The sequence below is a fragment of the Stenotrophomonas sp. TWI1149 genome (genome assembly GCF_039673155.1).
GTDB classification, from domain to species: Bacteria; Pseudomonadota; Gammaproteobacteria; order Xanthomonadales; family Xanthomonadaceae; genus Stenotrophomonas; species Stenotrophomonas maltophilia_AA.
This window is the reverse complement of the sequence record NZ_JBDJLB010000003.1, coordinates 225,146-246,038: the sequence shown is the minus strand read 5'-3', so window position 1 is coordinate 246,038 and position 20,893 is coordinate 225,146. Positions and strand designations below refer to the sequence as shown.

Annotated in this window: 19 protein-coding genes; 17 read left to right on the top strand and 2 right to left on the bottom strand. The window is 65.7% G+C overall.

What is annotated here, in order from left to right; genetic code table 11:
• Nucleotides 1–109: 109 nt before the first annotated feature.
• From ABE424_RS05095 to ABE424_RS05060, 8 genes are all read left to right on the top strand, one after another.
• Nucleotides 110–1,150, top strand: a complete 1,041-nt coding sequence (locus ABE424_RS05095) for a hypothetical protein (RefSeq protein WP_346491994.1) — start codon at nucleotides 110–112, stop codon at nucleotides 1,148–1,150.
• A gap of 356 nt (nucleotides 1,151–1,506) precedes the next feature.
• Complete coding sequence (locus ABE424_RS05090; RefSeq protein ID WP_346491995.1) at nucleotides 1,507–2,367, top strand: STAS domain-containing protein; 861 nt, start codon at nucleotides 1,507–1,509, stop codon at nucleotides 2,365–2,367.
• A gap of 1 nt (nucleotide 2,368) precedes the next feature.
• The gene (locus ABE424_RS05085; protein WP_176988605.1) at nucleotides 2,369–2,740 is read left to right on the top strand and encodes an STAS domain-containing protein; all 372 of its coding nucleotides are present in this window, start codon (nucleotides 2,369–2,371) and stop codon (nucleotides 2,738–2,740) included.
• Complete coding sequence (locus tag ABE424_RS05080; RefSeq protein ID WP_176988606.1) at nucleotides 2,737–3,138, top strand: anti-sigma regulatory factor; 402 nt, start codon at nucleotides 2,737–2,739, stop codon at nucleotides 3,136–3,138. The genes ABE424_RS05085 and ABE424_RS05080 overlap by 4 nt, the downstream gene beginning before the upstream one ends.
• Nucleotides 3,129–4,145: an ATP-binding protein gene (locus ABE424_RS05075; protein WP_346491997.1), complete on the top strand. Its 1,017-nt coding sequence runs from the start codon at nucleotides 3,129–3,131 to the stop codon at nucleotides 4,143–4,145. The genes ABE424_RS05080 and ABE424_RS05075 overlap by 10 nt, the downstream gene beginning before the upstream one ends.
• The gene (locus ABE424_RS05070) at nucleotides 4,142–5,002 is read left to right on the top strand and encodes an ATP-binding protein (RefSeq protein WP_346491998.1); all 861 of its coding nucleotides are present in this window, start codon (nucleotides 4,142–4,144) and stop codon (nucleotides 5,000–5,002) included. The genes ABE424_RS05075 and ABE424_RS05070 overlap by 4 nt, the downstream gene beginning before the upstream one ends.
• Entirely contained in the window at nucleotides 4,989–6,932 is a 1,944-nt protein-coding gene (locus tag ABE424_RS05065; protein ID WP_346491999.1) for a response regulator, read from the top strand. The genes ABE424_RS05070 and ABE424_RS05065 overlap by 14 nt, the downstream gene beginning before the upstream one ends.
• Before the next feature lie 55 nt (nucleotides 6,933–6,987).
• Nucleotides 6,988–7,776 (top strand): CHAD domain-containing protein, encoded by a 789-nt coding sequence (locus tag ABE424_RS05060; protein WP_346477560.1) that lies wholly within the window; start codon nucleotides 6,988–6,990, stop codon nucleotides 7,774–7,776.
• 18 nt (nucleotides 7,777–7,794) lie between these two features.
• Here the strand turns inward: ABE424_RS05060 and ABE424_RS05055 are convergent, their stop codons facing one another.
• Together ABE424_RS05055 and ABE424_RS05050 are read right to left on the bottom strand one after the other, a co-directional pair.
• A complete protein-coding gene (locus tag ABE424_RS05055) occupies nucleotides 7,795–10,542 on the bottom strand; it encodes a UvrD-helicase domain-containing protein (RefSeq protein ID WP_346492000.1) in 2,748 nt (915 codons plus the stop codon).
• A gap of 107 nt (nucleotides 10,543–10,649) precedes the next feature.
• Nucleotides 10,650–11,864, bottom strand: coding sequence for an MFS transporter (locus ABE424_RS05050; protein ID WP_176988612.1), 1,215 nt, complete (start codon nucleotides 11,862–11,864; stop codon nucleotides 10,650–10,652).
• A gap of 385 nt (nucleotides 11,865–12,249) precedes the next feature.
• Here ABE424_RS05050 and ABE424_RS05045 point away from each other — a divergent pair, with 385 nt between their 5' ends.
• From ABE424_RS05045 to ABE424_RS05005, 9 genes are all read left to right on the top strand, one after another.
• Nucleotides 12,250–13,926 carry a type IV secretory system conjugative DNA transfer family protein gene (locus ABE424_RS05045; RefSeq protein WP_346492001.1) on the top strand — a complete coding sequence of 559 codons (1,677 nt, stop codon included), beginning with the start codon at nucleotides 12,250–12,252 and terminating at the stop codon, nucleotides 13,924–13,926.
• A gap of 433 nt (nucleotides 13,927–14,359) precedes the next feature.
• A complete protein-coding gene (locus ABE424_RS05040) occupies nucleotides 14,360–14,803 on the top strand; it encodes a hypothetical protein (RefSeq protein ID WP_346477557.1) in 444 nt (147 codons plus the stop codon).
• Between the two features lie 89 nt (nucleotides 14,804–14,892).
• Nucleotides 14,893–15,975, top strand: coding sequence for a VirB8/TrbF family protein (locus tag ABE424_RS05035; protein ID WP_346492002.1), 1,083 nt, complete (start codon nucleotides 14,893–14,895; stop codon nucleotides 15,973–15,975).
• On the top strand, nucleotides 15,972–16,751 hold the full coding sequence (locus tag ABE424_RS05030; RefSeq protein WP_346492003.1) for a TrbG/VirB9 family P-type conjugative transfer protein: 780 nt from the start codon (nucleotides 15,972–15,974) through the stop codon (nucleotides 16,749–16,751). The genes ABE424_RS05035 and ABE424_RS05030 overlap by 4 nt, the downstream gene beginning before the upstream one ends.
• Nucleotides 16,748–18,004, top strand: a complete 1,257-nt coding sequence (locus tag ABE424_RS05025) for a TrbI/VirB10 family protein (protein ID WP_346492004.1) — start codon at nucleotides 16,748–16,750, stop codon at nucleotides 18,002–18,004. The genes ABE424_RS05030 and ABE424_RS05025 overlap by 4 nt, the downstream gene beginning before the upstream one ends.
• 16 nt (nucleotides 18,005–18,020) lie before the next feature.
• A complete protein-coding gene (gene virB11, locus ABE424_RS05020; protein WP_319207051.1) occupies nucleotides 18,021–19,064 on the top strand; it encodes a P-type DNA transfer ATPase VirB11 in 1,044 nt (347 codons plus the stop codon).
• 71 nt (nucleotides 19,065–19,135) lie between these two features.
• Nucleotides 19,136–20,098 (top strand): transglycosylase SLT domain-containing protein, encoded by a 963-nt coding sequence (locus tag ABE424_RS05015; protein WP_346492006.1) that lies wholly within the window; start codon nucleotides 19,136–19,138, stop codon nucleotides 20,096–20,098.
• Nucleotides 20,099–20,171: 73 nt separating this feature from the next.
• Nucleotides 20,172–20,576 carry a TrbC/VirB2 family protein gene (locus ABE424_RS05010; RefSeq protein WP_179458643.1) on the top strand — a complete coding sequence of 135 codons (405 nt, stop codon included), beginning with the start codon at nucleotides 20,172–20,174 and terminating at the stop codon, nucleotides 20,574–20,576.
• Nucleotides 20,569–20,877, top strand: coding sequence for a VirB3 family type IV secretion system protein (locus ABE424_RS05005; protein WP_179458644.1), 309 nt, complete (start codon nucleotides 20,569–20,571; stop codon nucleotides 20,875–20,877). The genes ABE424_RS05010 and ABE424_RS05005 overlap by 8 nt, the downstream gene beginning before the upstream one ends.
• Nucleotides 20,878–20,893 lie beyond the last annotated feature (16 nt).

Below are 20,893 nucleotides of genomic sequence, written 5' to 3'. Positions count from 1 at the left end.
ATCGCGTCCACATCGTCTTGTTTTCAGCGTCTCGCGTATTTCACGACCGCAAGCGCAGCCTGCCGATGCGAGCTGCGTCCGCAGCGCATGAAAAGGAGTGCCATACGCTATGAATACCCGAGGCGATTACGCCCACCCAGAGCCCGTCGCTGCCGCGACCGTGGCCGTGGTCACCCCACCGCCGGTGGTGGATCTTCCGCGCGACAGCGCTGTGTCATGGGGTGCCATCCTGGCCGGTGCGATCGCTGCGGCGGCGCTCTCGCTGATTCTGGTGATACTCGGTGTAGGCCTCGGCCTGTCATCGGTGTCGCCGTGGTCGTTTGAAGGTGTGACCGCTGAAACGTTCGGCTGGTCCAGCATCGCCTGGCTGACCTTTACCGCCATCGCCGCGTCGGGTCTGGGTGGCTATCTGGCGGGGCGCCTGCGCACGAAGTGGAGCAACATCCACGGTGACGAGACCTACTTCCGCGACACCGCGCATGGTTTCGTCTCGTGGGCGGTGGCCACGCTGCTCACGGCCGCGCTGCTGACCTCGGCGATTGGCGGCATCCTCGGCGCGGGTGCCAAGGTGGCCGGTGCTACCGCAGGCGCCGCCGCCTCGACGGCAGGCGGTATCGCCGCAGCCGGTGCAGGTTCGGCTGCGATGGGCAACGACCAGGGTGACGTGCAGTACTGGGTGGATTCGCTGTTCCGTGCCACCCCGGCCGCTGCGCCGCCCGCGCCGCCGACCGGTCCTGCCGATCCCGCGGCACCGCCCGCACCATCCGCGACCGGCGCACTGCCGCCGCCGCGCCCGATGCCGGGTGCCGACCGTCGCCCGGACAGCCGTGAGGTCCGTACCGAAGTCAACCGCATCATCGTCAACAGCCTGAAGTCCGACACCATGGATCCGGCCGATACGCAGTATCTGGCCCAGCTGGTGGCGGCGCAGACCGGCATGACCCAGGCCGAAGCCCAGGCCCGCGTGACCGATGTCCAGACCCGACTGCGTGCGGCGCTCGACAACGCCAAGGAGCAGGCCAAGCAGGCTGCCGACGATGCCCGCAAGGCCACCGCCTACGCCGCGCTCTGGCTGTTCATCACGCTGCTGATCGGTGCCTTCATCGCCAGCCTGAGTGCCACCTGGGGCGGCCGCCGCCGCGACCTGTGATCCTGACCACCTCAAGGGAGGAAACACCATGAAGTACATTCTGCTGTGGATGCTCGGCATTCCGATTCCGCTGCTGCTCCTGTTCGCGCTGCTGCGCTGACCGCTACACCATCAGGCCGCCTCCGGGCGGCCTGATGCGTTGTGGCGGCGTGCCGTTGCGGGCTGCTGGGCGCGCGCCCCACTGGCAGTATCTGAACGAGTCAGGGAGGTGCAGAGAACCTTCACGCCGCTGGCATCCGTTGTCATGCCCAATCTTCCTGAATTCATTTAAGCTTTGAAAATTGCGGCCCCCATTCATATCGGTGATGGGTCGCCAGCCCATCCGCGGGTTTCCCTTCTCTCTCAGGACCTTTTCCATGGCGGCTTTGCAGCAGCGCACGATCGATCTCATCCGCAGCCACCAGGAGCCCCTGCTTGCTGCATGGGCCGGCAATCTGGCCGGTTCCAGCCAGGCACAGGACGGCCGCCTTTCATCCCGCGAGCTGGATAGCCAGGTCCGCGAGTTCTGGCGCCTGTTCCTGGACGCACTGTCGGCCACGGACGTCAGCTCCGTCGCGCGGGCAGAGTGGCAGGACGTCCGCCGTTTCCTGGAGGAACTGTCGCGCGAGCGCGTCCTGAAGGGATTCAATTCCTCGGAAACCGCCAGCTTCATCTTCTCGCTGAAGCGCCCGCTGTTCGAGGTGATCCAGCAGGGCTACGCGAATGATCCGGCACTGCTGGGCGACCAGCTGTGGGCGATCTCCGAACTGATCGATCAGCTCGGGCTGCACACGGTCAGCGTGTTCCAGAAGACGCGCGAAGACGTGATCCAGCGCCAGCAGGAAGAAATGCTCGAGCTGTCCACGCCGGTGGTGAAGCTGTGGGAGGGCGTGCTGGCGCTGCCGATGATCGGCACGCTGGATTCGCAGCGCACCCAGGTGGTGATGGAGTCGCTGCTGCAGCGCATCGTGGATACCGGGTCTGAAATCGCGATCATCGATATCACCGGCGTCCCGACCGTGGACACGCTGGTGGCCCAGCATCTGCTGAAGACCGTCACCGCCATCCGCCTGATGGGCGCTGATGCGATCATCAGCGGCGTGCGCCCGCAGATCGCCCAGACCATCGTGCACCTGGGGCTGGACCTCAATGGCATCGTGACCAAGGCCAATCTGGCCGACGCACTGGCGCTGGCGCTCAAGCGCACCGGCCAGACCGTCACCCGGACCGCCCGCTGAGATGGAGCGTATTCCGATCCTGCAGATGGGCGATCTGCTGCTGGTGACCATCCAGGTGGACATGCATGACCAGCTTGCGCTGACCCTGCAGGACGACCTCACTGAAAAGATCCGCAGCACCTCCGCGCGCGGTGTGCTGATCGACATTTCCGCACTGGATATCGTCGATTCGTTCATCGGCCGCATGATCGCCACCATTTCGTCGCTGGCCCGGATCATGGATGCCACCACGGTGGTGGTCGGCATGCAGCCTGCGGTCGCGATCACGCTGGTCGAGCTGGGCCTCACTCTAAGTGGCGTGCGCACCGCGCTCAATGTGGAGCGGGGCATGAAGCTGTTGCAGCGCACTGACGACGACGAAGCCAGCTCATGACGGCGTCCAGTGGTTCGCTGCCGATCCGCATCGAGCAGGATGTGGTGCTGGCCCGCCAGGCCGCACGTCAGATCTGCGTGGCCTGCAAGCTGCGCTTGATCGACCAGACCAAGCTGGTGACCGCCGCCAGTGAACTGGCCCGCAATGCCGTCATCTACGGTGGCGGCGGGACCATGGACTGGGACGTGGTCGAGAAGGGATTGCGCAAGGGCGTACGGCTGGTCTTCGCCGACAACGGCCCGGGCATTCCGGATGTCGCACAGGCCCTGACCGACGGCTGGTCGTCCGGCTCCGGCATGGGCCTGGGCCTCTCCGGTTCGCGCCGCCTGGTGGATGAGTTCGAACTGGAGAGTGCACCGGGGCAGGGCACCCGTATCACGATCACCAAATGGAGCTGAACTTCGGCGGCCGGGTGACGCGGATCGTGGTGGTCGAGGAATCCTCACAGGTCGGGCAGGCCCGGCGCGAAGCGCTGGCGTTGGCCGATCTGATCGGCCTGGATGAAATGGACGCCGGCCGGGCGGCGTTGGTGGCCACGGAGATGGCGACCAATGTGCTCAAGCATGGGCGCGGTGGACGCATGTACCTGTCCGAGGTCTGTGGCCGCGTCGGCAAGGGTGTGGAGCTGTGCACCGTGGACGCCGGTCCGGGCTTTTCCCTGGCCGAGTGCCTGCCGGACGGCTACTCGACGGGCGGTACGCAGGGGTTGGGGCTCGGTGCGATCCAGCGCCAGGCCACCGTGCTGGACGCCTGGTCCGACGGCAAAGGCGCGGTCGTGGTGGCGCGGATCTACGCCAGTCGTGCGCCTGGCGATATCGACGTGCCCTACGGTGCACTGCGCATCCCCATGCGCCACGAGCTGGCCTGTGGCGATGCCTGGCATCTGCGCGCCGATGGACAGACCGTGGCGGTCACCGTGATCGATGGGCTGGGGCATGGATTGCCCGCCGCGGATGCAGCACAGGCCGGTGTGAATGCCGTCGCCGAGTCGTCCGCGGTTGGCGCGCCAGCGTTGATCGGCGTCCTGCATTCAAGCATGTCGGGCACCCGCGGCGGTGCGGCGGCGGTGGCCTGCGTGGACGTGGCGAGTGCCCAGGTGGAGTTCGCCGGCATCGGCAACATCGCCGCCAGTCTGTGCGAGCCCACCGGCTCACGCGGGTTGGCCTCGCACCCGGGCATCGTCGGGGTGCAGTACCGCAAGGCACAACCATTCCATTTTCACGCGGCGGCAGGCACGCTGCTGGTCATGCACAGTGATGGACTGCAGGCGCGCTGGAGCCTGCGCGACTACCCCGGCCTGTTCCACCGCCACCCGGCCTTGATCGTGGCGGTGCTGCACCGTGATTTCGATCGTGGCCGGGATGACGCCGGCATCGTTGCCCTGCGTCTTGGAGACCTGCATTGAGCGCCACCCCCCACGATCAGGAGCTGCAGCGGCTGCGCCTGGAAGCCGATGCGCTGCGCGCTGAACTGGATGAAACCAACCAGGGTGTGCTGGCGCTCTATGCCGAGCTGGACGAGCAGGCCGAGCAGCTGCGCGAGGTCTCCGAGCTGAAGAGCCGGTTCCTGTCCTACATGAGTCATGAATTCCGCACGCCGTTGGGCTCGATCCTGAGCATGACGCGGCTGCTGGAGGATGGCATGGACGGGCCGCTGACCGCGGAGCAGCGCCGGCAGGTCCGCTTCATCAGTACCTCGACCAGCGAACTGCGCGAGATGGTGGACGACCTGCTCGACCTGGCCAAGATCGAGGCGGGGCGGATCACCATCTCGCCCGCCTGGTTCGACCTGATGGATCTGTTCTCCGCGCTGCGCGGCATGTTCCGTCCCTTGGTGGAAGGCAACCAGGTGGACCTGCTGTTCGAGGATCCGCCGGTGATGCCGATGCTGTACACCGATGACAAGAAGCTGGCGCAGATCCTGCGCAACTTCATTTCCAATGCGCTGAAGTTCACCCCCAGCGGCCAGGTGATCGTATCGACACAGCTGGAGGGTGAGAACGCGGTGCGCTTCAGTGTCCGCGATACCGGCATCGGCATCCCGGCGGAGCTGCAGTCGACCCTGTTCGAGGATTTCGTACAGGTCGACACCCCGCTGCAGAAGCGCCTGCGCGGCACCGGCCTCGGTCTGTCGCTGTGCAAACGCTTCGCCGAGCTGCTCGGTGGCCATGTCGGCGTCGAGAGCGAGATCGGCACCGGCTCGAATTTCTACGTGGTGCTGCCGCTGACCCTGGCCACGGAGACCGTGAATGCCGATTCCTGATCGCATCCTGGTGGTGGATGACAACGTGGCGACCCGTTACGCGGTGCGCCGCGTGCTCGAGCACCACGGGTTCCATGTGGAGGAGGCCGGTACCGGCGGTGAGGGCCTGGCGCGGCTGGCCGAGCATGATTTCGGCGCGTTGGTGCTGGATGTGAACCTGCCGGACATGAGCGGCTTCGATGTCGTCCGCCAACTACGCGAAGACCCCCGCCTGCAGTTGCTGCCCGTGGTGCATGTCTCCGCGGCGTCGATCGCCACCGGCGACATGATCACCGGCCTCAACGCCGGTGCGGATGGCTATCTGATCCATCCTGTCGATCCGGATGTGCTGCTGGCGACGCTGCGCAGCCTGCTGCGCGCCCGCCGCGCTGAAGAGGCGCTGCGCGAGACCGAAGCGCGCTTCCGCGAGATCTACCGCCACATCAATGCCCCGATCGCGGTCTTGGATGCGTCGCTCAACGCCCACGATGCCAACGATGCCTTCACCCGCCTGCTGGGCCAGCAGGCCGGGCCGGGTCAGCTCGATCAGCTGCTGCAGGATCAGGTCGTTCCCCTCAGTGCGTTGAAAGTGGCGTTGGCCGAAGGCGAGCGCTGGCAGGGGACCTTCAGCCTTCGCGTCGGCGGGACGATCCGCATGACCGAATGGCGGGTGACGCCGTACCAGGCCGCCGGGCAGGGCCTCGTGCACATCGAGGACACCACCGAACAGCATGCGCGTGCGAACGAGCAGCGGCAGGAACTGGAGAGTGCGACCTCCGAGCTCGCCTTCCAGATCGCCGAGCGCGAGCGCACCGAAATCGAGTTGATGCAGGCGCAGAAAATGGATGCGCTGGGCCAGCTCACCGGCGGCATCGCGCACGATTTCAATAATCTGCTGACCACGATCATCTCCGGGCTGGACATGATCGAGATCGCCGCGTCCAGCGGCAAATGGGACAAGGCCTCCCGCTACGTCGAGATCGCCACGGGCTCGGCACACCGCGCGGCCGCGCTGACCCAGCGCATGTTGGCGTTTGCCCGCAAGCAACCGCTCGATCCACAGACATTCGATGTCGTGGCGCGGGTGCGCTCGCTGGAAGACATGCTGCAGCGATCGATCGGTGAGAACATCGAACTCGAGCTGGAGCTGGGTCTTGAACCGCTGATCGCGGTCGCTGATCCGAACCAGTTCGAGAACGTGATCCTCAACCTGGTCATCAATGCCCGCGATGCGCTGGCCGGCCAAGGGCTGATCCGCATCCGCGCCGGGCGTGTCGAGATCGAGCGGGACCATGAGCTGGCGCCGGGTCACTACATTACGGTAACCGTGCTCGACAACGGCGTGGGCATACCCGCAGAGCTGCTGACCAAGGTGTTCGAGCCCTTCTTCACCACCAAGCCGCAGGGCGAGGGCACCGGGCTGGGGCTGTCGATGACCTACGGGTTCGCACGCCAGTCCGGTGGCAGTGCGCGCATCGCCAGCGAGCGTGGCGAAGGCACCGAGATCGAACTCCTGCTGCCGGAGGGGCATCTGCAGCCTGCGGACCAGACACCTGTCGCACCGGTACAGCTGCCCCGTGGCAGCGCCGAGCGCATCCTGCTGGTCGACGATACCGACTCGGTGCGCATGATGGTGCGCGAGATGCTGGTCGAGGCCGGTTATCAGGTCGTCGAGGCCATCAACGCACAGCAGGCCCTGCTGGAGCTGCATTCGGACCGCGAGCTGGACCTGCTGCTGTCCGATGTGGGCCTGCCGGGCATGAACGGACGTGAGCTCGCCGATGCGGCACGCGTGCTGCGGCCCCATCTGCCGGTGCTGTTCGTGACCGGCTATACGGAGAGTGCGGCCGTGCGCAATGAATTCCTGGGGCAGGGCATGTCATTGCTGCCCAAGCCGTTCAGCGTGAACGAGCTGCTTCGGGGCGTGCGGCAGATGTTCAACCCGGCCTGAGCCGGCGGCCCGCTGGCATGGGTACAATCCCCCGACGCCCCCGGGGGAAACCGCCATGTCGCCACCCGCCATCGGCCCTGCCGCCCGCGCACTGGCAGACCGTGAGTGCAGGGCCATCGCCGATGCGCTGGCGCTCCAGCCGGATGTCCACGATGCCGTGCATCGTGCACGCAAGACGATACGCCGCCTTCGCGCGCTGCTCGCGGTGCTGGAGAGCAGCGAGCTTGAGACCGCCCGGACTGACGCGGCCCTGCGTCGGCTCGGGCAGGGATTGTCGGCATTGCGCGATGCCCATGTGGTGGTGGAGACCTGCCAGCACCTCGCCGCGCAGCATCCGGCCCGGCCGTGGGAGGAGGTGTGCAGGCGGCTGACGGCGCGGCGCGACGTACTCCTCGCCCGGGCGCTGGCGCGGGACCCGGCGTTCGCACGCCGTCAGGCGGCACTGGTGCGTATCGCGGGCGACCTCCAGGCGCAGCCATGGGACGCGCTGAGAGCGCGTGATCTCCGCAAGGGTCTGGCGCGCAGCGAACGTCGTACCGCCAAGGCGGAGAAGCGCGCCGCCCATACCGGGGATCCGGAGGACCTGCATCGCTGGCGGCGCAGAGTGCGTCGCCTGCGGATGCAGTTGGAGGCGCTGCCCGCGCTGGACAGTGCGCTTGCGGCCTCGATCAAACGGAAAGGACCGGGCCACCAGGCGCGCGCCCTGCATGCGCTGGGCGATCAGCTTGGCAGGCAGCAGGACCAGCGGATGGTCCGCAACCTCGTGCGGGTGATGCCGGGCGTGCCGGAACGGCGTGCCCTGCTTGCGCAGATCGATGCCGCACTGGCCGCTGTGCCCGGCTGAGCGGCGCAGGCGCAGCGCTCAGGCCCCCGCGACGCTACGCAGGCCGGCATGGCCGGCTGTCCTGGGCGGTTTGTACTCGCAGCGCGGATACCCCGAGCACGACTGGAACGCGCCATACGGCCCGCTGCGCGGCACGATCACGCCCACCTTGCAGGCCGGGCACGCCTGCTCGTGGATCGTCTCGCCGGCCATCGAGGTCACCCGCACCGCGCCGTCGTTGACCAGCTCGCTCAGAAAGGCGGAGCGGCGGCCCTGCACGGTGAACATCGCCACCGAGCGGCGCGCACGCGTCAGCGCGACATAGAACAGGCGGCGCTCCTCGCCGAGCGGATAGGGATCGCTGTCCGGCATCGCCAGCGTCAGGACCGGGTCATCGGCGCGGGTATTGGGGAAGCGGCGATCCAGCATGCCGGGCAGGATCACGTAGTCCGCCTCGGCCCCCTTGGAGCGGTGCGCGGTGAGGAAGCTGACCTCCATGAGCTGCCCATGGCGTGCGCGCCACGTGGCCGGCAGCAGGGCGCGGTCGGCGTTGTAGCGGCCGAGCACGAAGACGGTGACCTTGCCATCGCGGCCCGGCGGAACCTGGCCGCTCAGCAGTTGCTGGTGCAGCTGCTGCAGATACTGCTCGACCGCGCCGGCCAGCCGGTCGCGCGAGGCTACCTGGAAGGCCTGCAGCACCGCGCCATACGCGGGCGTGACCGAGTGGACGTCCTTGGGGATCTGCGCCGGATTGCGTGACACGAAGGCACTGGAGACATCACACAGCGCCTGCGGGCAGCGGAAGGTCTGCTCGAGCTTGAGCACCTGGCCCTGCCCGAACCACGCCACGAAACCCGTCATCACCGACACGTCCGCACCGGCGAACCGGTTGATCGACTGCCAGTCATCGCCGACCGCGAACAGATGCCTGCCCGGTGCCTGCACCAGCGCACGGCACAGCCGCGCGCGGGCCCGCGAGGCATCCTGGAATTCGTCGGCCATCACCAGGTCGAACGGGGCCACGTAACGCCCCTGTTCCAGATGTTCGGCGGCCTGGTTGAGCATGTCCTCGAAGTCGATGCCGCCTTCGGCGACCAGCACATCGTCCCAGCCCTCCAGGATCGGCAGGATCAGTTCGAGGAAGAGACGGTAACGGTGCTTGAAATGATCGTCGGGCAGGCGGCGCAGGCGCTCGACCATGTCCTGCATGCCCAGCCCGTTGCTCTTGGCGTGGCTGATGAAGGTGCGCACCAGGCCGATCAGCTCGGTATCCGGCATCGGCGTCGCGCCGCCTTCGGGCAACGCGCGGTCCGGATTTGGATCGAGCACGACACCGTGCCGTGACAGCGCCTCGCCCAGCCGCACGAACAGTTCGCCGGTACGCAGCTGGTGGGAGGTGGTTTCGATCCGCTCGTTGCCGTGACGGGTGCCTTGGCGGCCCTCGTGATGCGCCGGCGCACGGCCGTGAACGTCCGGGGCGAGGTGATCGTGATGCAGCGCAATGCCTGGATAGTGGAAATCCGGGCGGTACTGGCGGTACTCGTCCGTCCCGGCATCGAATGTGTCGCGTCGTGCATAGACGTACTCCACGCCGCTGTAGAACAGCCAGTCGGCGATCACGCACTCCTCGATGCTGCGCGCGCGCTCGCCGCGCAGCGTACGCACGTACCCCTGGCCGTCCTTGTCCCATTCCTCGGCGTCCAGCGCACCGCCGATGACGGGCAGATCGCGGCCGAACACCAACCGGAACATGTCCCACTGCGTTCGGAAATGCAGGGAGCGGTCTTTCAGCGCATCGATGATCTCGGCCAGCCGATGGAAGCCCTGCGTCGCGTCCACCGCCCAGTCCGGCACCTGCGGCATGCGCCCGGTCGCCTGGGCGATGATGTGCCGGCCCAACGCATGGAACGTGCGTGCTTCCACCCGCACCCCATCCAGGCCGACGCGCACGAAGGCCCGGTCGGCACGCGCCTGCAGTTCGGCCGCGGCATCCTTGTTGAAGGCGAGCATGACGATACGTTCGGGTGCGACCAGGCCGCGTTCGATGGCGTAGGCCGCCTTGGCGACCATGGTCGAGGTCTTGCCCGAGCCGGCCGCGGCCACCACCTGGACGCGGTTGTCGAAGCAGATCACCGCGCGGGCCTGCTCATCGGTGAGGGGGCGGCTTTCGACACGGTCCAGCAGCGGGCGGCTGGCGACCCGCTCGCGCGCCTGATGGGCTTCATTGCGGCGCGCCCACATCGCTGGCCAATCGGCCAGCCACAGCATCAGCGCTTCCTCGATCACCGAGGGGTCGCCCTCCAGTTCGCTGCGCAAACCGGCGTCATCGAACACCGCCCACAGCGCTTCTTCATCGAGCGGCAGGCTGGGGCGCGCCTGCAGCAGGGCCTGCTGCTGCTCGTGGGTCAGCCACAGCGACTCCTCGTCGGCGAGATCGGTGGCGGTCTGCACCTGCGTGAGCCAGCGCTGGATCGCGGCGTGGGCCTGCCCGAACAGGGCGACATGGTCACGCTGGCGCTGCGCTCCACGCTGCGCGTCCAGTGCCGCCACCAAGCCGCGCGCGGACGCCGCTGAAAGGCCGCCGAGCGTCAACGGGGCGTGGCCCTCGCGATGCAGGGTGAGGCGCGCCCAGGGCAGGCGCGGGTGCACCTGCAGCGCGTCCAGCGGCGCGTGATAGACCTGACCGTCGAAGGTCAGGACCAGCTGTTCGTCTGCCAGGCGCAGCTGCCAGTGCGGCGATCGCGTCAGGCGTTGACCCCAGTGGCTCGGGGCCCATTCGTACGTCATCGGTGTGTCCAGGTGCGGCCCTCGTGGCGGCCGTGGCCGGGGCAGCACGAGTGGCGCGGTGTGAGCGGACACCCATGATAGGGGAAATAAAAAAAATCCCCGCGCGCTTACTGCTGCAGCACCGGCGCGCTGCGCGAGCGGCGGTCCACCAGCATCGCCACGCCCCACAGCAGCAGGCCACCCAGCGCGGTCGCCGCGCCGACGTAGCCGGTCACGGCGGGGCTGAAGCCGGCGCCGATGGCCATGCCACCGAACCACGGGCCGAGCGCATTGGCGGTATTGAAGGCCGCATGGTTGGAGGCCGCGGCCAGCGTCTGCGCTTCACCGGCGACATCCATCAGGCGGGTCTGCAATACGGCCGCCAGTGCGCCCATGGTGCCGACTGCGATGATCATCGGGAACACGCTCCACACCGACTGCGCGGCGATCGGGAAAGCCAGCAGCACGATGATCGACCAGACCAGCACCACGGCCGCCGCGCGGAACTGGAAGCGGTCCACCAGCCAACCCCCGGCCACGTTGCCGATGATCGCGCCGATGCCGAAGATGCCCACGGCCAGCGGCATCCACGATTCAGCCAGGCCGGTGACCTGCACCAGGGTCGGGGCGAGATAGGTGAACACGCAGAACATGCCGGCAAAGCCGACCGAGCCGATCGCCAGTGCCAGCCACACCTGGGTGCGGTTGAAGGCGCGCAGCTCGCGCATCGGCGAGGTCCGGACTTCATCCGGATCGGGCAGCAGGAAGCGCGCGATCATCGCCACGGTGGCGATCGCCAGCACGCTGACCAGGGCGAACGCGGTGCGCCAGCTGACCTGCTGGCCGAGCCAGGTGGTCAGCGGATTGCCGACCAGGATCGCGACCGACAGGCCGAGCAGCACCTTCGATACCGCCGCGCCGCGCTGGGCGGGCGGACTGATCGCGGCGGCCACCAGCATCGCCACGCCGAAGTAGGCGCCGTGCGGCAGGCCGGCGACGAAGCGCGCGAGCAGCATCGTGCCGTAGTTCGGCGCCAGTGCGCTGGCCAGGTTGCCGATCGCGTAGAAGCCCATCAGGGCGAGCAGCAGGCTGCGCCGGGCGAAACCGGCACCGGCGAAGGCCAGCACCGGCGCACCGACCACCACGCCGATGGCGTAGGCGCTGATCAGGTGGCCGACCTGGGTCTCGCTGATCGACAGCCCACGGCTGATCTCCAGCATCAGTCCCATGCTGGCGAACTCGCTGGTGCCGATGGCAAAGCCGCCCAGCGACAAGGCCAGCAGGATCAGGGTGCGCTCGCGCGGCGAGAGCCGGGCGGCCAGGGAAACGGGGGAGGAGCTCATGCGGGCAGGACGTGACCAGAAGGCGGCCGCCTATTGTACTGCTGCGGCGCAACATACTGCCGACCCCTGCGCTGGGATGCTGTGGTGCGTGAAGGTGGTGATCTCCCGCAGGCCCTGTCGGCGCAGCTCCATGATGCAGGGTAGCCCTGACATATCCGCCCGTGTACAGTCCGGGCGATGGGTCCGGCTACGCCGTGTTCACGTCCGAACGGCAAGGATCACCCCCCGCTGCTGTCGCTGGAAGCAGGCGCGCAGCGAGGGGTCGTTGTTGTGGCGACGCGACGACGGGGCGTATGCACGACGAAGTGAAAGAAACGCGTACGGTGCGACCCAGGCGCCGGCGCAGGCCGTAGCGCCCTGTGGGGCGCGTCATGGAGGATAGGGTTTGTCCACGCAGAAGATTGTTGTTCCCGCCGTCGTCATCGTGTTGACCGTGATTGCCGGCTACTGCCTTGCCGGGTATCTCACCTTGTTGTTGCTGGGCCTGGATACCGGGCTGTTCAAGTGGAACACCTATCTGCAGTACCTGCAGGCACTGGATCAGCCGGTCGTGGCGCCGTACGTCACCAAGATCAAGCTGGCCGGTGTGGTCGGTTTCGGGCTTCCGCTGCTGCTGTCCCTGGTGGCGATGTTCCTGATGTTCCGGTCGAAGAAGACCTCGCTGCACGGTGACGCGCGCTTTGCCCAGGCTGCGGACCTGGCCAGGCACGGGCTGTTCAAGAAGACCGGCAACGGCATCGTGGTGGGCCGCTTCGGCGGCAAGCTGGTGCGCCTGAGTGGCCAGCAGTTCGTGATCCTGGCCGCCCCGACCCGCTCGGGCAAGGGCGTGGGCGTGGTCATCCCCAACCTGCTCGAGTACGACGAGTCGGTGGTCGTGCTGGACATCAAGCAGGAAAACTTCGACCTGACCAGCGGCTGGCGTGCCAGCCAGGGCCAGGAGGTCTTCCTGTTCAATCCTTTCGCGGAAGACCGCCGTACCCATCGCTGGAACCCGCTCAGCTATGTTTCCGACGACCCGGCCTTCCGCGTTTCCGAGCTGATGAGCATCGCCGCGATGCTGTATCCGGACGGATCGGACGATCAGAAATTCTGGGTCAGCCAGGCGCGCAACGCGTTCATGGCCTTCAGCCTGTACCTGTTCGAGAACCGTGACGATGCGCGCAGCAACGGCTTCCCGGGCGAGGCGCAGGAAATGCCCACACTGGGCGCGCTGTTCCGCCTGTCCACCGGCGATGGCAGCGACCTCCGGAAGTACCTGCAGCGCCTGGCCAGCCAGGCCTACCTGAGTGGCAACGCCAAGTCGGCCTTCGCCAACCTTCTGTCCCAGGCCGATGAGACGTTCGCTTCGATCATGGGCACCTTCAAGGAGCCACTCAACGCCTGGATCAACCCGGTGCTGGACAAGGCCACCAGCGGCAACGACTTCCTGCTGACCGACCTGCGCAAGAAGAAGATGACCATCTATATCGGCATCCAGCCCAACAAGCTGGCCGAAAGCCGCCTGATCATCAACCTGTTCTTCAGCCAGATCATCAACCTCAACACCAAGGAACTGCCCAAGTCCAACCCGGACCTGAAGTACCAGTGCCTGCTGTTGATGGATGAATTCACTGCGATCGGCAAGGTCGACATCATTGCCTCGGCGGTGTCCTACATGGCCGGCTACAACGTGCGTCTGCTGCCGATCATCCAGAGCATGGCCCAGCTCGATGCCACCTATGGCCGGGATGTGTCGCGCACCATCATCACCAACCACGCCCTGCAGATCCTGTACGCGCCGCGGGAGCAGCAGGATGCCAACGACTACTCGGAGATGCTCGGCTACACGACCATCCGCAGGAAGAACGTCACCCACGCCCGCGAGAAGACCCATAGTTTCACCGAGGAGCGACGCGCGCTGATGCTGCCGCAGGAGCTCAAGGCGATGGGCAACGATCACGAGGTGTTCCTGTACGAGGGCATCCCTCACCCTGTGAAATGCGACAAGATCAAGTACTACAAGGATCGCTACTTCACCTCGCGCCTGCTGCCGAAGACGTCCGTCCCGAACCTCAATATCTGATCAGCTTGGCATCAATTGTGTGATGCACGTCAAAGAAGTGACGTTTGAAAACGTTTTTTTGCTCGTGATTTGACGCGGAATTGACGCTCGCCTGTGGCATCGTGTTCATGATGGTGAGCTGCTTTCGTCGTCGTTTTTGTCTGGCATGCGACGCGGAAGCCGAGCATCGAATCGTTGCAGGGAAGTCATGGACGGCATTGTTGAAGTGATGTGGATGTGGGGCGATGGGGCCGGGCAGTACGCCCGGGGCGCCTGCACATCGGTACGTGCAGCCACGGGCTGCACAAGCGGGCGGGGGCCGATCGCAGTAGTCCAGGATGTTTCATCACTCCATCTGCCATAGCCAACTGCGTCCGGGTCTTCCACCCGGTCCAGTGAGTTGCTGCCAGTCAATCGAATCAAGCCGCGTTACGTACGTCATAGGGAAGTCCGTATGAAGCAAGCGTATCTGTCACAGGGATTCATCGTCGCCGCCGCCGCACTGATGCTGGCCGGCTGCGCCACCAAGCCGGCCCCGGATATCGGCGGCCGCTGGAAGCCGGTCAACCGCTTCGCCAGCACCACCATGGAAATTCCGCTGTACACCAGTTACGTGTACCAGGCCACGCCGATGGACGGCACGCTGAAGACCATGCTGGAACGCTGGGCCAAGGATTCGGGCATGACCCTGGATTACCGGATCAGCTCGGACTACACGCTCTACGGTGCCGTCTCCGGCATCGGGACCACCAATCCACAGCAGGCGATGGTCGACCTCAGCTCCGCCTATGCGGCGCAGGGCGTGTCGGTGTCCATCGTCGGCAATCAGATTGTCGTGCAGGCCGCTGCGTCGCCCACCGTTTCGGCGGCTGCGGCCGATGCGTCCAGCGGTAGCTGACGCGGGTCGAGTATCGGTAAACGTGATGCTCCCCGCGTACCGCGCAGGGGTGCCGCGCCCATTGACGTTCCAGTAGTACGGATGAACCCATGTTCCGAAAGAAGGAAACAGGCAGTAGCCAGAAGGTCGACCAGGCGGTCGCCAAGGCGGTGAGCTACGAGCTGACCGTGGCCGACATGGCACGTCGCAGCGAGCGCCGCGCATGGTGGGTGGCCTCGGCCTCGCTGGTGATGTCGCTGGCCCTGGCCGGCGGCTACTACTACATGCTGCCGCTGAAGGAGAAGGTGCCGTTCCTGGTGATGGCCGATGCCTATACCGGTACGGCGACCGTGGCGCGGCTTACCGGCAACTTCGAAAACCAGTCCATCACCGCCAGCGATGCGATCAACCGCAGCAATGTGGCGCAGTATGTGATGGCGCGGGAGTCCTACGACTTCGCGGTGATGGGGCTGCGCGACTGGCAGTTGGTCTTCGTCATGTCTGATGACCTGGTGGGCGGCTCGCTCAGGGCGCGCTATGCCAACAACAACCCGCAGAGCCCGTTCAACATGTACGGCAAGGAGCGCGCGATCCGGGTCAAGATCCTCAGCATCACGCCGCTGGAGGCGCAGGCCAATGGCGGCTTCCGCGGCGCTTCGGTGCGTATCCAGCGCAGCCTCTACGACAAGACCAAGGCGACCACCACCTATCTGGACAACCAGTTGGTGACGCTGCGCTTCCGCTATGTGCCGAACCTGGCCTTGAACGAACAGGAGCGCATCCTGAATCCGCTCAGTTTCCAGGTGTTCGAGTATCGAGTGGACAACGATTACTCGCGCGGCGTGCCCGGCCCCGACCAGGCCGCATTGCAGCAGCAGGCCGACCAGGCCCAGCAGATCGCCCAGCAGGGCGTGTACGACCCGAACAACCCGGCGGCAGCGACCATGGTGATCGACCCGACCACCGGGCAGCCGATGGTGGTGCCGGCACCCGGCGCTCCAGGGCAGGCCTATCCGGGCCAACCCGTGCCGGGCCAACCGGTGCAGGGCGTGCCGCCGGTTCCGGGGCAGCAGATCCAGGGCCAGGGGATGCCTGGCCAGGCAATGCCGGGGCAGGCAGTGCCCGGACAGCCGGCAATGACGCCGGCGCAGAACAATTCCACCGGAAGTGCTGATGGAGCAAGCAACCGATGAGTAGTCGAAAAGTCAGAGGGCGCGCATGGGCGTTGGTGTCGATGCTGTTATTGTTGTTCTCCGCGTCCGCGTTCGCGCAGGCAGTGGATTATTACGAGTATGAAAAGGACCGCATCTACCCGGTGCGTACCGGCCTGGGCCTGACCACCCAGATCGAATTGAGCCCGGACGAGAAGATCCTCGACTACAGCACCGGTTTCAGCAGTGGCTGGGAGCTGACCCGTCGCGAGAACGTGTTCTATCTCAAGCCCAAGAACGTCGACGTCGACACCAACATGATGGTGCGCACCGAGACCCATTCCTACATCTTCGAGCTGAAGGTGGTGGCCACCGATTGGCGCCAGCTGGAACAGGCCCGTCGAGCCGGTGTGCAGTACAAGATCGCCTTCAACTATCCGGCCGATACCGAATTCGGCATCGCGCAGGAGGCCGTGAAGGAGGAAGCCAAGCCGCTGCTCAGCACCGAGCTGGCCAAGGATCGGCAGTACAACTTCGATTATTCCTATTCGACCCGGCGGGCCAAGAAGATGGGCTGGCTGGTTCCGGTCAATGCGTATGACGATGGTCGTTTCACCTACCTGCGTCTGCCCAATTCGCCTGAGTTCAAGACCGGCATCTTCCCGGCGGTGTTCGGACGGGATACCGAATACGGTGAAGACTTCGTGGTCAATACGACCGTGGAAGGCAACAACCTGATCGTCCACGGGACCTACCCGTACCTGGTCATCCGCCACGGCGAGTTCGTCGTCGGCCTGCGAAGGAACGTCAAGAAATGAGCCAGAACACTACGCCCGGGAATGATCCGTACGACGGACGTGAGCAGGAGCAGGGGCCGCAGGGCAATGGCCCGGCTGCCGGAGAAACGCATTCGAATCCGTACTTCGGCACGGCGCAACCGGCGCAGACGCCGGACCTGGATGCCGCTGCGCCGCAGCTGCGCTCGGCCGAAGAGCAGCGCCTGAACCGCAAGGCCCTGGCCTTCCTTGCCGGCATCCTGCTGCTTGTGGTGGCCATGGGGTATCTGCTGCTTCGCGGCTCTGGCGACAAAGACGCCAAGCCGGTCACCGGAACGCCGGTCACCTCCACCCCGGAGCTTCCGAATCTGAACCAGGGGGCGCCGGCGGTGCCGGTGGCGCCGGCCGATCCCATCCCGATGCTGCCGCCCTCGGAGGCCAACACGCAGCCGACCCTGGTCCCTCTGCAGTCGCCTGAGCCGATGGGGCCGCGCGTTCCCACGTTGCTGGAGCGTCGCCTTGCCGGCATCGACGGCGCGGCAGCCAATGGCATTTCCGGTGGCCCGCCCAATGGCCAGAATCCCGCCATCGAGGCTGCTGCGCGCAGCGCGATGATGGCGCAGATGGGGGGGCAACAGCCCGGCGGTCCCGCCAGGCTCCAGCGTGGTCCCGATGTCGAGGACGTATCCAATGCAAGCTTCATCCGCAGCCCGGATGCCTTGCTGGTGCGCGGCACCTATCTGCGCTGCGTCCTGGAAACCCGCATCATCACCGACTACGCCGGCTACACGTCGTGCCTGCTGACCGAGCCGGTGTATTCGATCAATGGTCGCAGCCTGCTGCTGCCGAAGGGCTCCAAGATCTATGGCAGCTACGGCGGCCGCCCGACCGGCAAGCGTGTGGAGGTGATCTGGGATCGCATCACCACGCCCAATGGCCTGGACGTGGCCATGTCCAGCCCGGGTATCGATGGGTTGGGCAGTGCGGGCCATCCGGGCCAGTACGACGCCCATTGGGGCGCGCGCATTGGCTCGGCGCTGATGATCAGTCTGATTGCCGACGCCTTCAAGTACGCCGCCGCCGAGAACGGCCCGGAAACCACCACGGTCACCGGCAGCGGTCTAGCCGTACAGTCGCCCTATGAGAGTGCCACCGCGCGGACCATGGAGCGGCTGGCTGGCGAGGCGCTCAGCGAGCGTAGCCCGCCAACCGTGACCATCAACCAGGGCACCGTGCTTGCCGTCTATGTCGCCAAGGATGTCGACTTCTCCGATGTGCTGTCCCAGCGACGTTGATCGAGTGAACTGAATCATGGATGCCGAAGTGGCCCCCCTAGCTCTGGTTTCAAGCGATTTCCTGCGCTATCAGTACGAAGTGCTGGGCATCGCCGAGTACATGAATTCGCCGGAGGTGACGGAAATCTGCATCAACCGTCCCGGCGAGCTGTACCTGGAAACCCGGGCAGGGTGGCAGCGGGTGGAGGTGCCGGGACTGACCTTCGAACGGGCCCGGCAGTTCTGCACCGCGGTGGTGAACGAAAGCAATACCGGCCAGCGCATCACCGATGCCGACCCGGTCGTGTCGTTGACCTTTCCGACGGGTCAGCGCGCCCAGTTCGTGATTCCGCCGGCGTGTGATGCCGGCAAGGTGTCGATCACCATCCGTTTGCCGTCCAAGCACACCAAGACGCTCAGCCAGTACAACGAGGACGGTTTCTTCAACCAGATCCTCGAGCAGGACGGCAGCATCAGCGAGCAGGACCGCGAGCTGCTGGAGCTGCGCCAGTCGCGCGACTACGCCGAGTTCTTCCGGCGTGCGGTGATATACCGCAAGAACATCGTGGTGTCCGGCGCCACCGGCAGCGGCAAGACCACCTTCATGAAGGCGCTGGTCAACCACATCCCCGATGAAGAGCGCCTGGTCACCATCGAGGATGCGCGCGAGCTGTTCATCAGCCAGCCCAATGTCGTGCATCTGCTGTACTCCAAGGGCGGGCAGAGCGCCAGCAACGTCACCGCCAAGAGTTGCATGGAAGCGTGCCTGCGCATGAAGCCCGAACGCATCATCCTGGCCGAGCTGCGTGGCGACGAGGCGTTCTACTTCATCCGCAACTGCGCCTCCGGCCATCCCGGTTCGATCACCAGCTGCCACGCCGGCAGCCCGGAACAGACCTGGGACCAGCTGGCGCTGATGGTGAAGGCATCCAGCGAAGGCTCCGGACTGGAGTTTGCGGTGATCAAGCGTCTGCTGATGATGACCATCGATATCGTCGTGCATATCAAGGCGCACGTCGGGTCGCGCTACATCACCGGCATTGATTTCAATCCCGGCCGTGCGCAGGGACAGGAGGGCTGAACGATGAACGACATGAAGACCGGACATGGCTGTGTCCACCCCACCTCGAGGGCGCCCTGATGCTGCCTGGCATGGAAGTGCTTGCGTGCCCGGAGATGGCCGTCTCGATGGACGTGATGAAACACGTCATCAATGTTGAATCTTCCCGCAATCCCTACGCCATCGGCGTGGTCGGGGGGGCTCTGGTGCGCCAGCCCAAGCAGCTGGAGGAAGCCCTGTCGACCGTGCGCATGCTGGAGGAGAAAGGCTACAACTTCTCCATCGGGCTGGCCCAGGTCAACCGCTACAACCTGGCAAAGTACGGCCTGGATTCCTACGAGAAGGCATTCCAGCAATGCCCGAACCTGGTGGCCGGCTCGCGGATTCTCGCCGAATGCTACAAGCGGTCCGGTGGCGACTGGGGCAAGTCGTTCAGCTGCTACTACTCCGGCAACTTCACCACCGGCTTCCGCCACGGGTACGTGCAGAAGGTGTTCGACTCGATCCAGCGCGGGCAGCAACTGGCCTCGGCTGGCGGCGTCCCGCCGATCGACGTGGTCAGCCGCGACAGCCGCCGTACCGTCAAGGTCGAGCATCATCCCCAACAGGTCTCGCCGGCACAGTCGCGCATCGTTGCCCAGGCCGATGGTCCGCTGTATGCGCCCCAGCCGCCGGTCGATCCGGCGCGGGCGTATGTGGTGTATCCCTCGACCAGCGCCATGGCACGTGGCGCGCTGGTCAATCTTGCCGACCAGGCCCTGTCGCGGGTGGTCCTGGGCGCGGTGGACCGCGCCGGTACGGCAGCCCCGGCCCAGCAGGCCGCTTCACCGTATGCGCCGTACCCGCAAGATGTGCAGGAGGCGTTGAGCCAAGCCGGTGCACCGCCGATACCGCAGGTGCCTGCGGGGAGCGCCGCGCAACAGGCTGGGCAGCCGGTAATGCTGCGGCCATGGAATGAACGCAGCACGCCGGCTGCCTTGCCCAGCCAGAACGGTGAAGCGATCAGGCAACCGGAACAACAGATTCCCGCAGGGGATGCGGCCTTCGTTTTCTGACGAAGTCGTGGCGTGGCCAGGCCCTCGACTGGTCAATTGAGTTATGTACGTTCAACTACAAGGAAACCCACCCATGAAGCGCTCCAATCTCGACCTCATCCACGCCCAGCGTCTGCTCAAGTCCGCGTCATTGGCCGTGCTGTTCGTCGGCGCGGTGTTCGTGCCGGAAGTAATGGCCCAGGGCACGCCCAGCTTCGGCGGCACCGATGACAAGGTGTGCGGCTTCTTCAGCAACATCAATGGTCTGCTGAACATCGCGTCGATCGCCGTGGTGACCATCGCGGTCATCTTCGCCGGGTACCAGATCGCGTTCGCCCATAAGCGCATTGCCGACGTTGCTCCGATCCTGATCGGCGGCCTGCTGATCGGTGCGGCCGGCCAGATCGCCAAGATGCTGCTCGGCGACAGCTCCAGCAGCAGCTGCGGCGGCACCACCACCGTGATGATCGAGCAGGCGCTGCTGTACTACAGTGCATAAGAACGTCGTCTTCCGGGGTTGTACGCGCCCAGCGATGTTTCTGGGCGTGCCCTACATGCCGTTTTTCCTCGTGATCGGCGGTTTGTTCCTGTTGAGCGTCTACACGAACTTCTGGTACCTGCTGTCCATTCCGGTCGCGATCTTCATCATGCGGAACATGGCCAAGCGCGATGAGATGATTTTCCGGCTGCTTGGTCTGCGCCTGCATTTCAAGTTCAAGGCGCGCAACGTGCAGGACCACGATGGCATGTGGGTGTTCAGCCCCAATCACTACCGTACCAAGCCGGCGCCCAAGGATTGAGGTGCCGGATCATCCC

Coding starts and splice junctions, on each gene's coding strand:
- ABE424_RS05095 (WP_346491994.1), top strand. CDS start 110: ATGAATACCCGAGGCGATTACGCCCACCCAGAGCCCGTCGCTGCCGCG.
- ABE424_RS05090 (WP_346491995.1), top strand. CDS start 1,507: ATGGCGGCTTTGCAGCAGCGCACGATCGATCTCATCCGCAGCCACCAG.
- ABE424_RS05085 (WP_176988605.1), top strand. CDS start 2,369: ATGGAGCGTATTCCGATCCTGCAGATGGGCGATCTGCTGCTGGTGACC.
- ABE424_RS05080 (WP_176988606.1), top strand. CDS start 2,737: ATGACGGCGTCCAGTGGTTCGCTGCCGATCCGCATCGAGCAGGATGTG.
- ABE424_RS05075 (WP_346491997.1), top strand. CDS start 3,129: ATGGAGCTGAACTTCGGCGGCCGGGTGACGCGGATCGTGGTGGTCGAG.
- ABE424_RS05065 (WP_346491999.1), top strand. CDS start 4,989: ATGCCGATTCCTGATCGCATCCTGGTGGTGGATGACAACGTGGCGACC.
- ABE424_RS05060 (WP_346477560.1), top strand. CDS start 6,988: ATGTCGCCACCCGCCATCGGCCCTGCCGCCCGCGCACTGGCAGACCGT.
- ABE424_RS05055 (WP_346492000.1), bottom strand. CDS start 10,542: ATGACGTACGAATGGGCCCCGAGCCACTGGGGTCAACGCCTGACGCGA.
- ABE424_RS05050 (WP_176988612.1), bottom strand. CDS start 11,864: ATGAGCTCCTCCCCCGTTTCCCTGGCCGCCCGGCTCTCGCCGCGCGAG.
- ABE424_RS05040 (WP_346477557.1), top strand. CDS start 14,360: ATGAAGCAAGCGTATCTGTCACAGGGATTCATCGTCGCCGCCGCCGCA.
- ABE424_RS05035 (WP_346492002.1), top strand. CDS start 14,893: ATGTTCCGAAAGAAGGAAACAGGCAGTAGCCAGAAGGTCGACCAGGCG.
- ABE424_RS05030 (WP_346492003.1), top strand. CDS start 15,972: ATGAGTAGTCGAAAAGTCAGAGGGCGCGCATGGGCGTTGGTGTCGATG.
- ABE424_RS05025 (WP_346492004.1), top strand. CDS start 16,748: ATGAGCCAGAACACTACGCCCGGGAATGATCCGTACGACGGACGTGAG.
- virB11 (WP_319207051.1), top strand. CDS start 18,021: ATGGATGCCGAAGTGGCCCCCCTAGCTCTGGTTTCAAGCGATTTCCTG.
- ABE424_RS05015 (WP_346492006.1), top strand. CDS start 19,136: ATGGAAGTGCTTGCGTGCCCGGAGATGGCCGTCTCGATGGACGTGATG.
- ABE424_RS05010 (WP_179458643.1), top strand. CDS start 20,172: ATGAAGCGCTCCAATCTCGACCTCATCCACGCCCAGCGTCTGCTCAAG.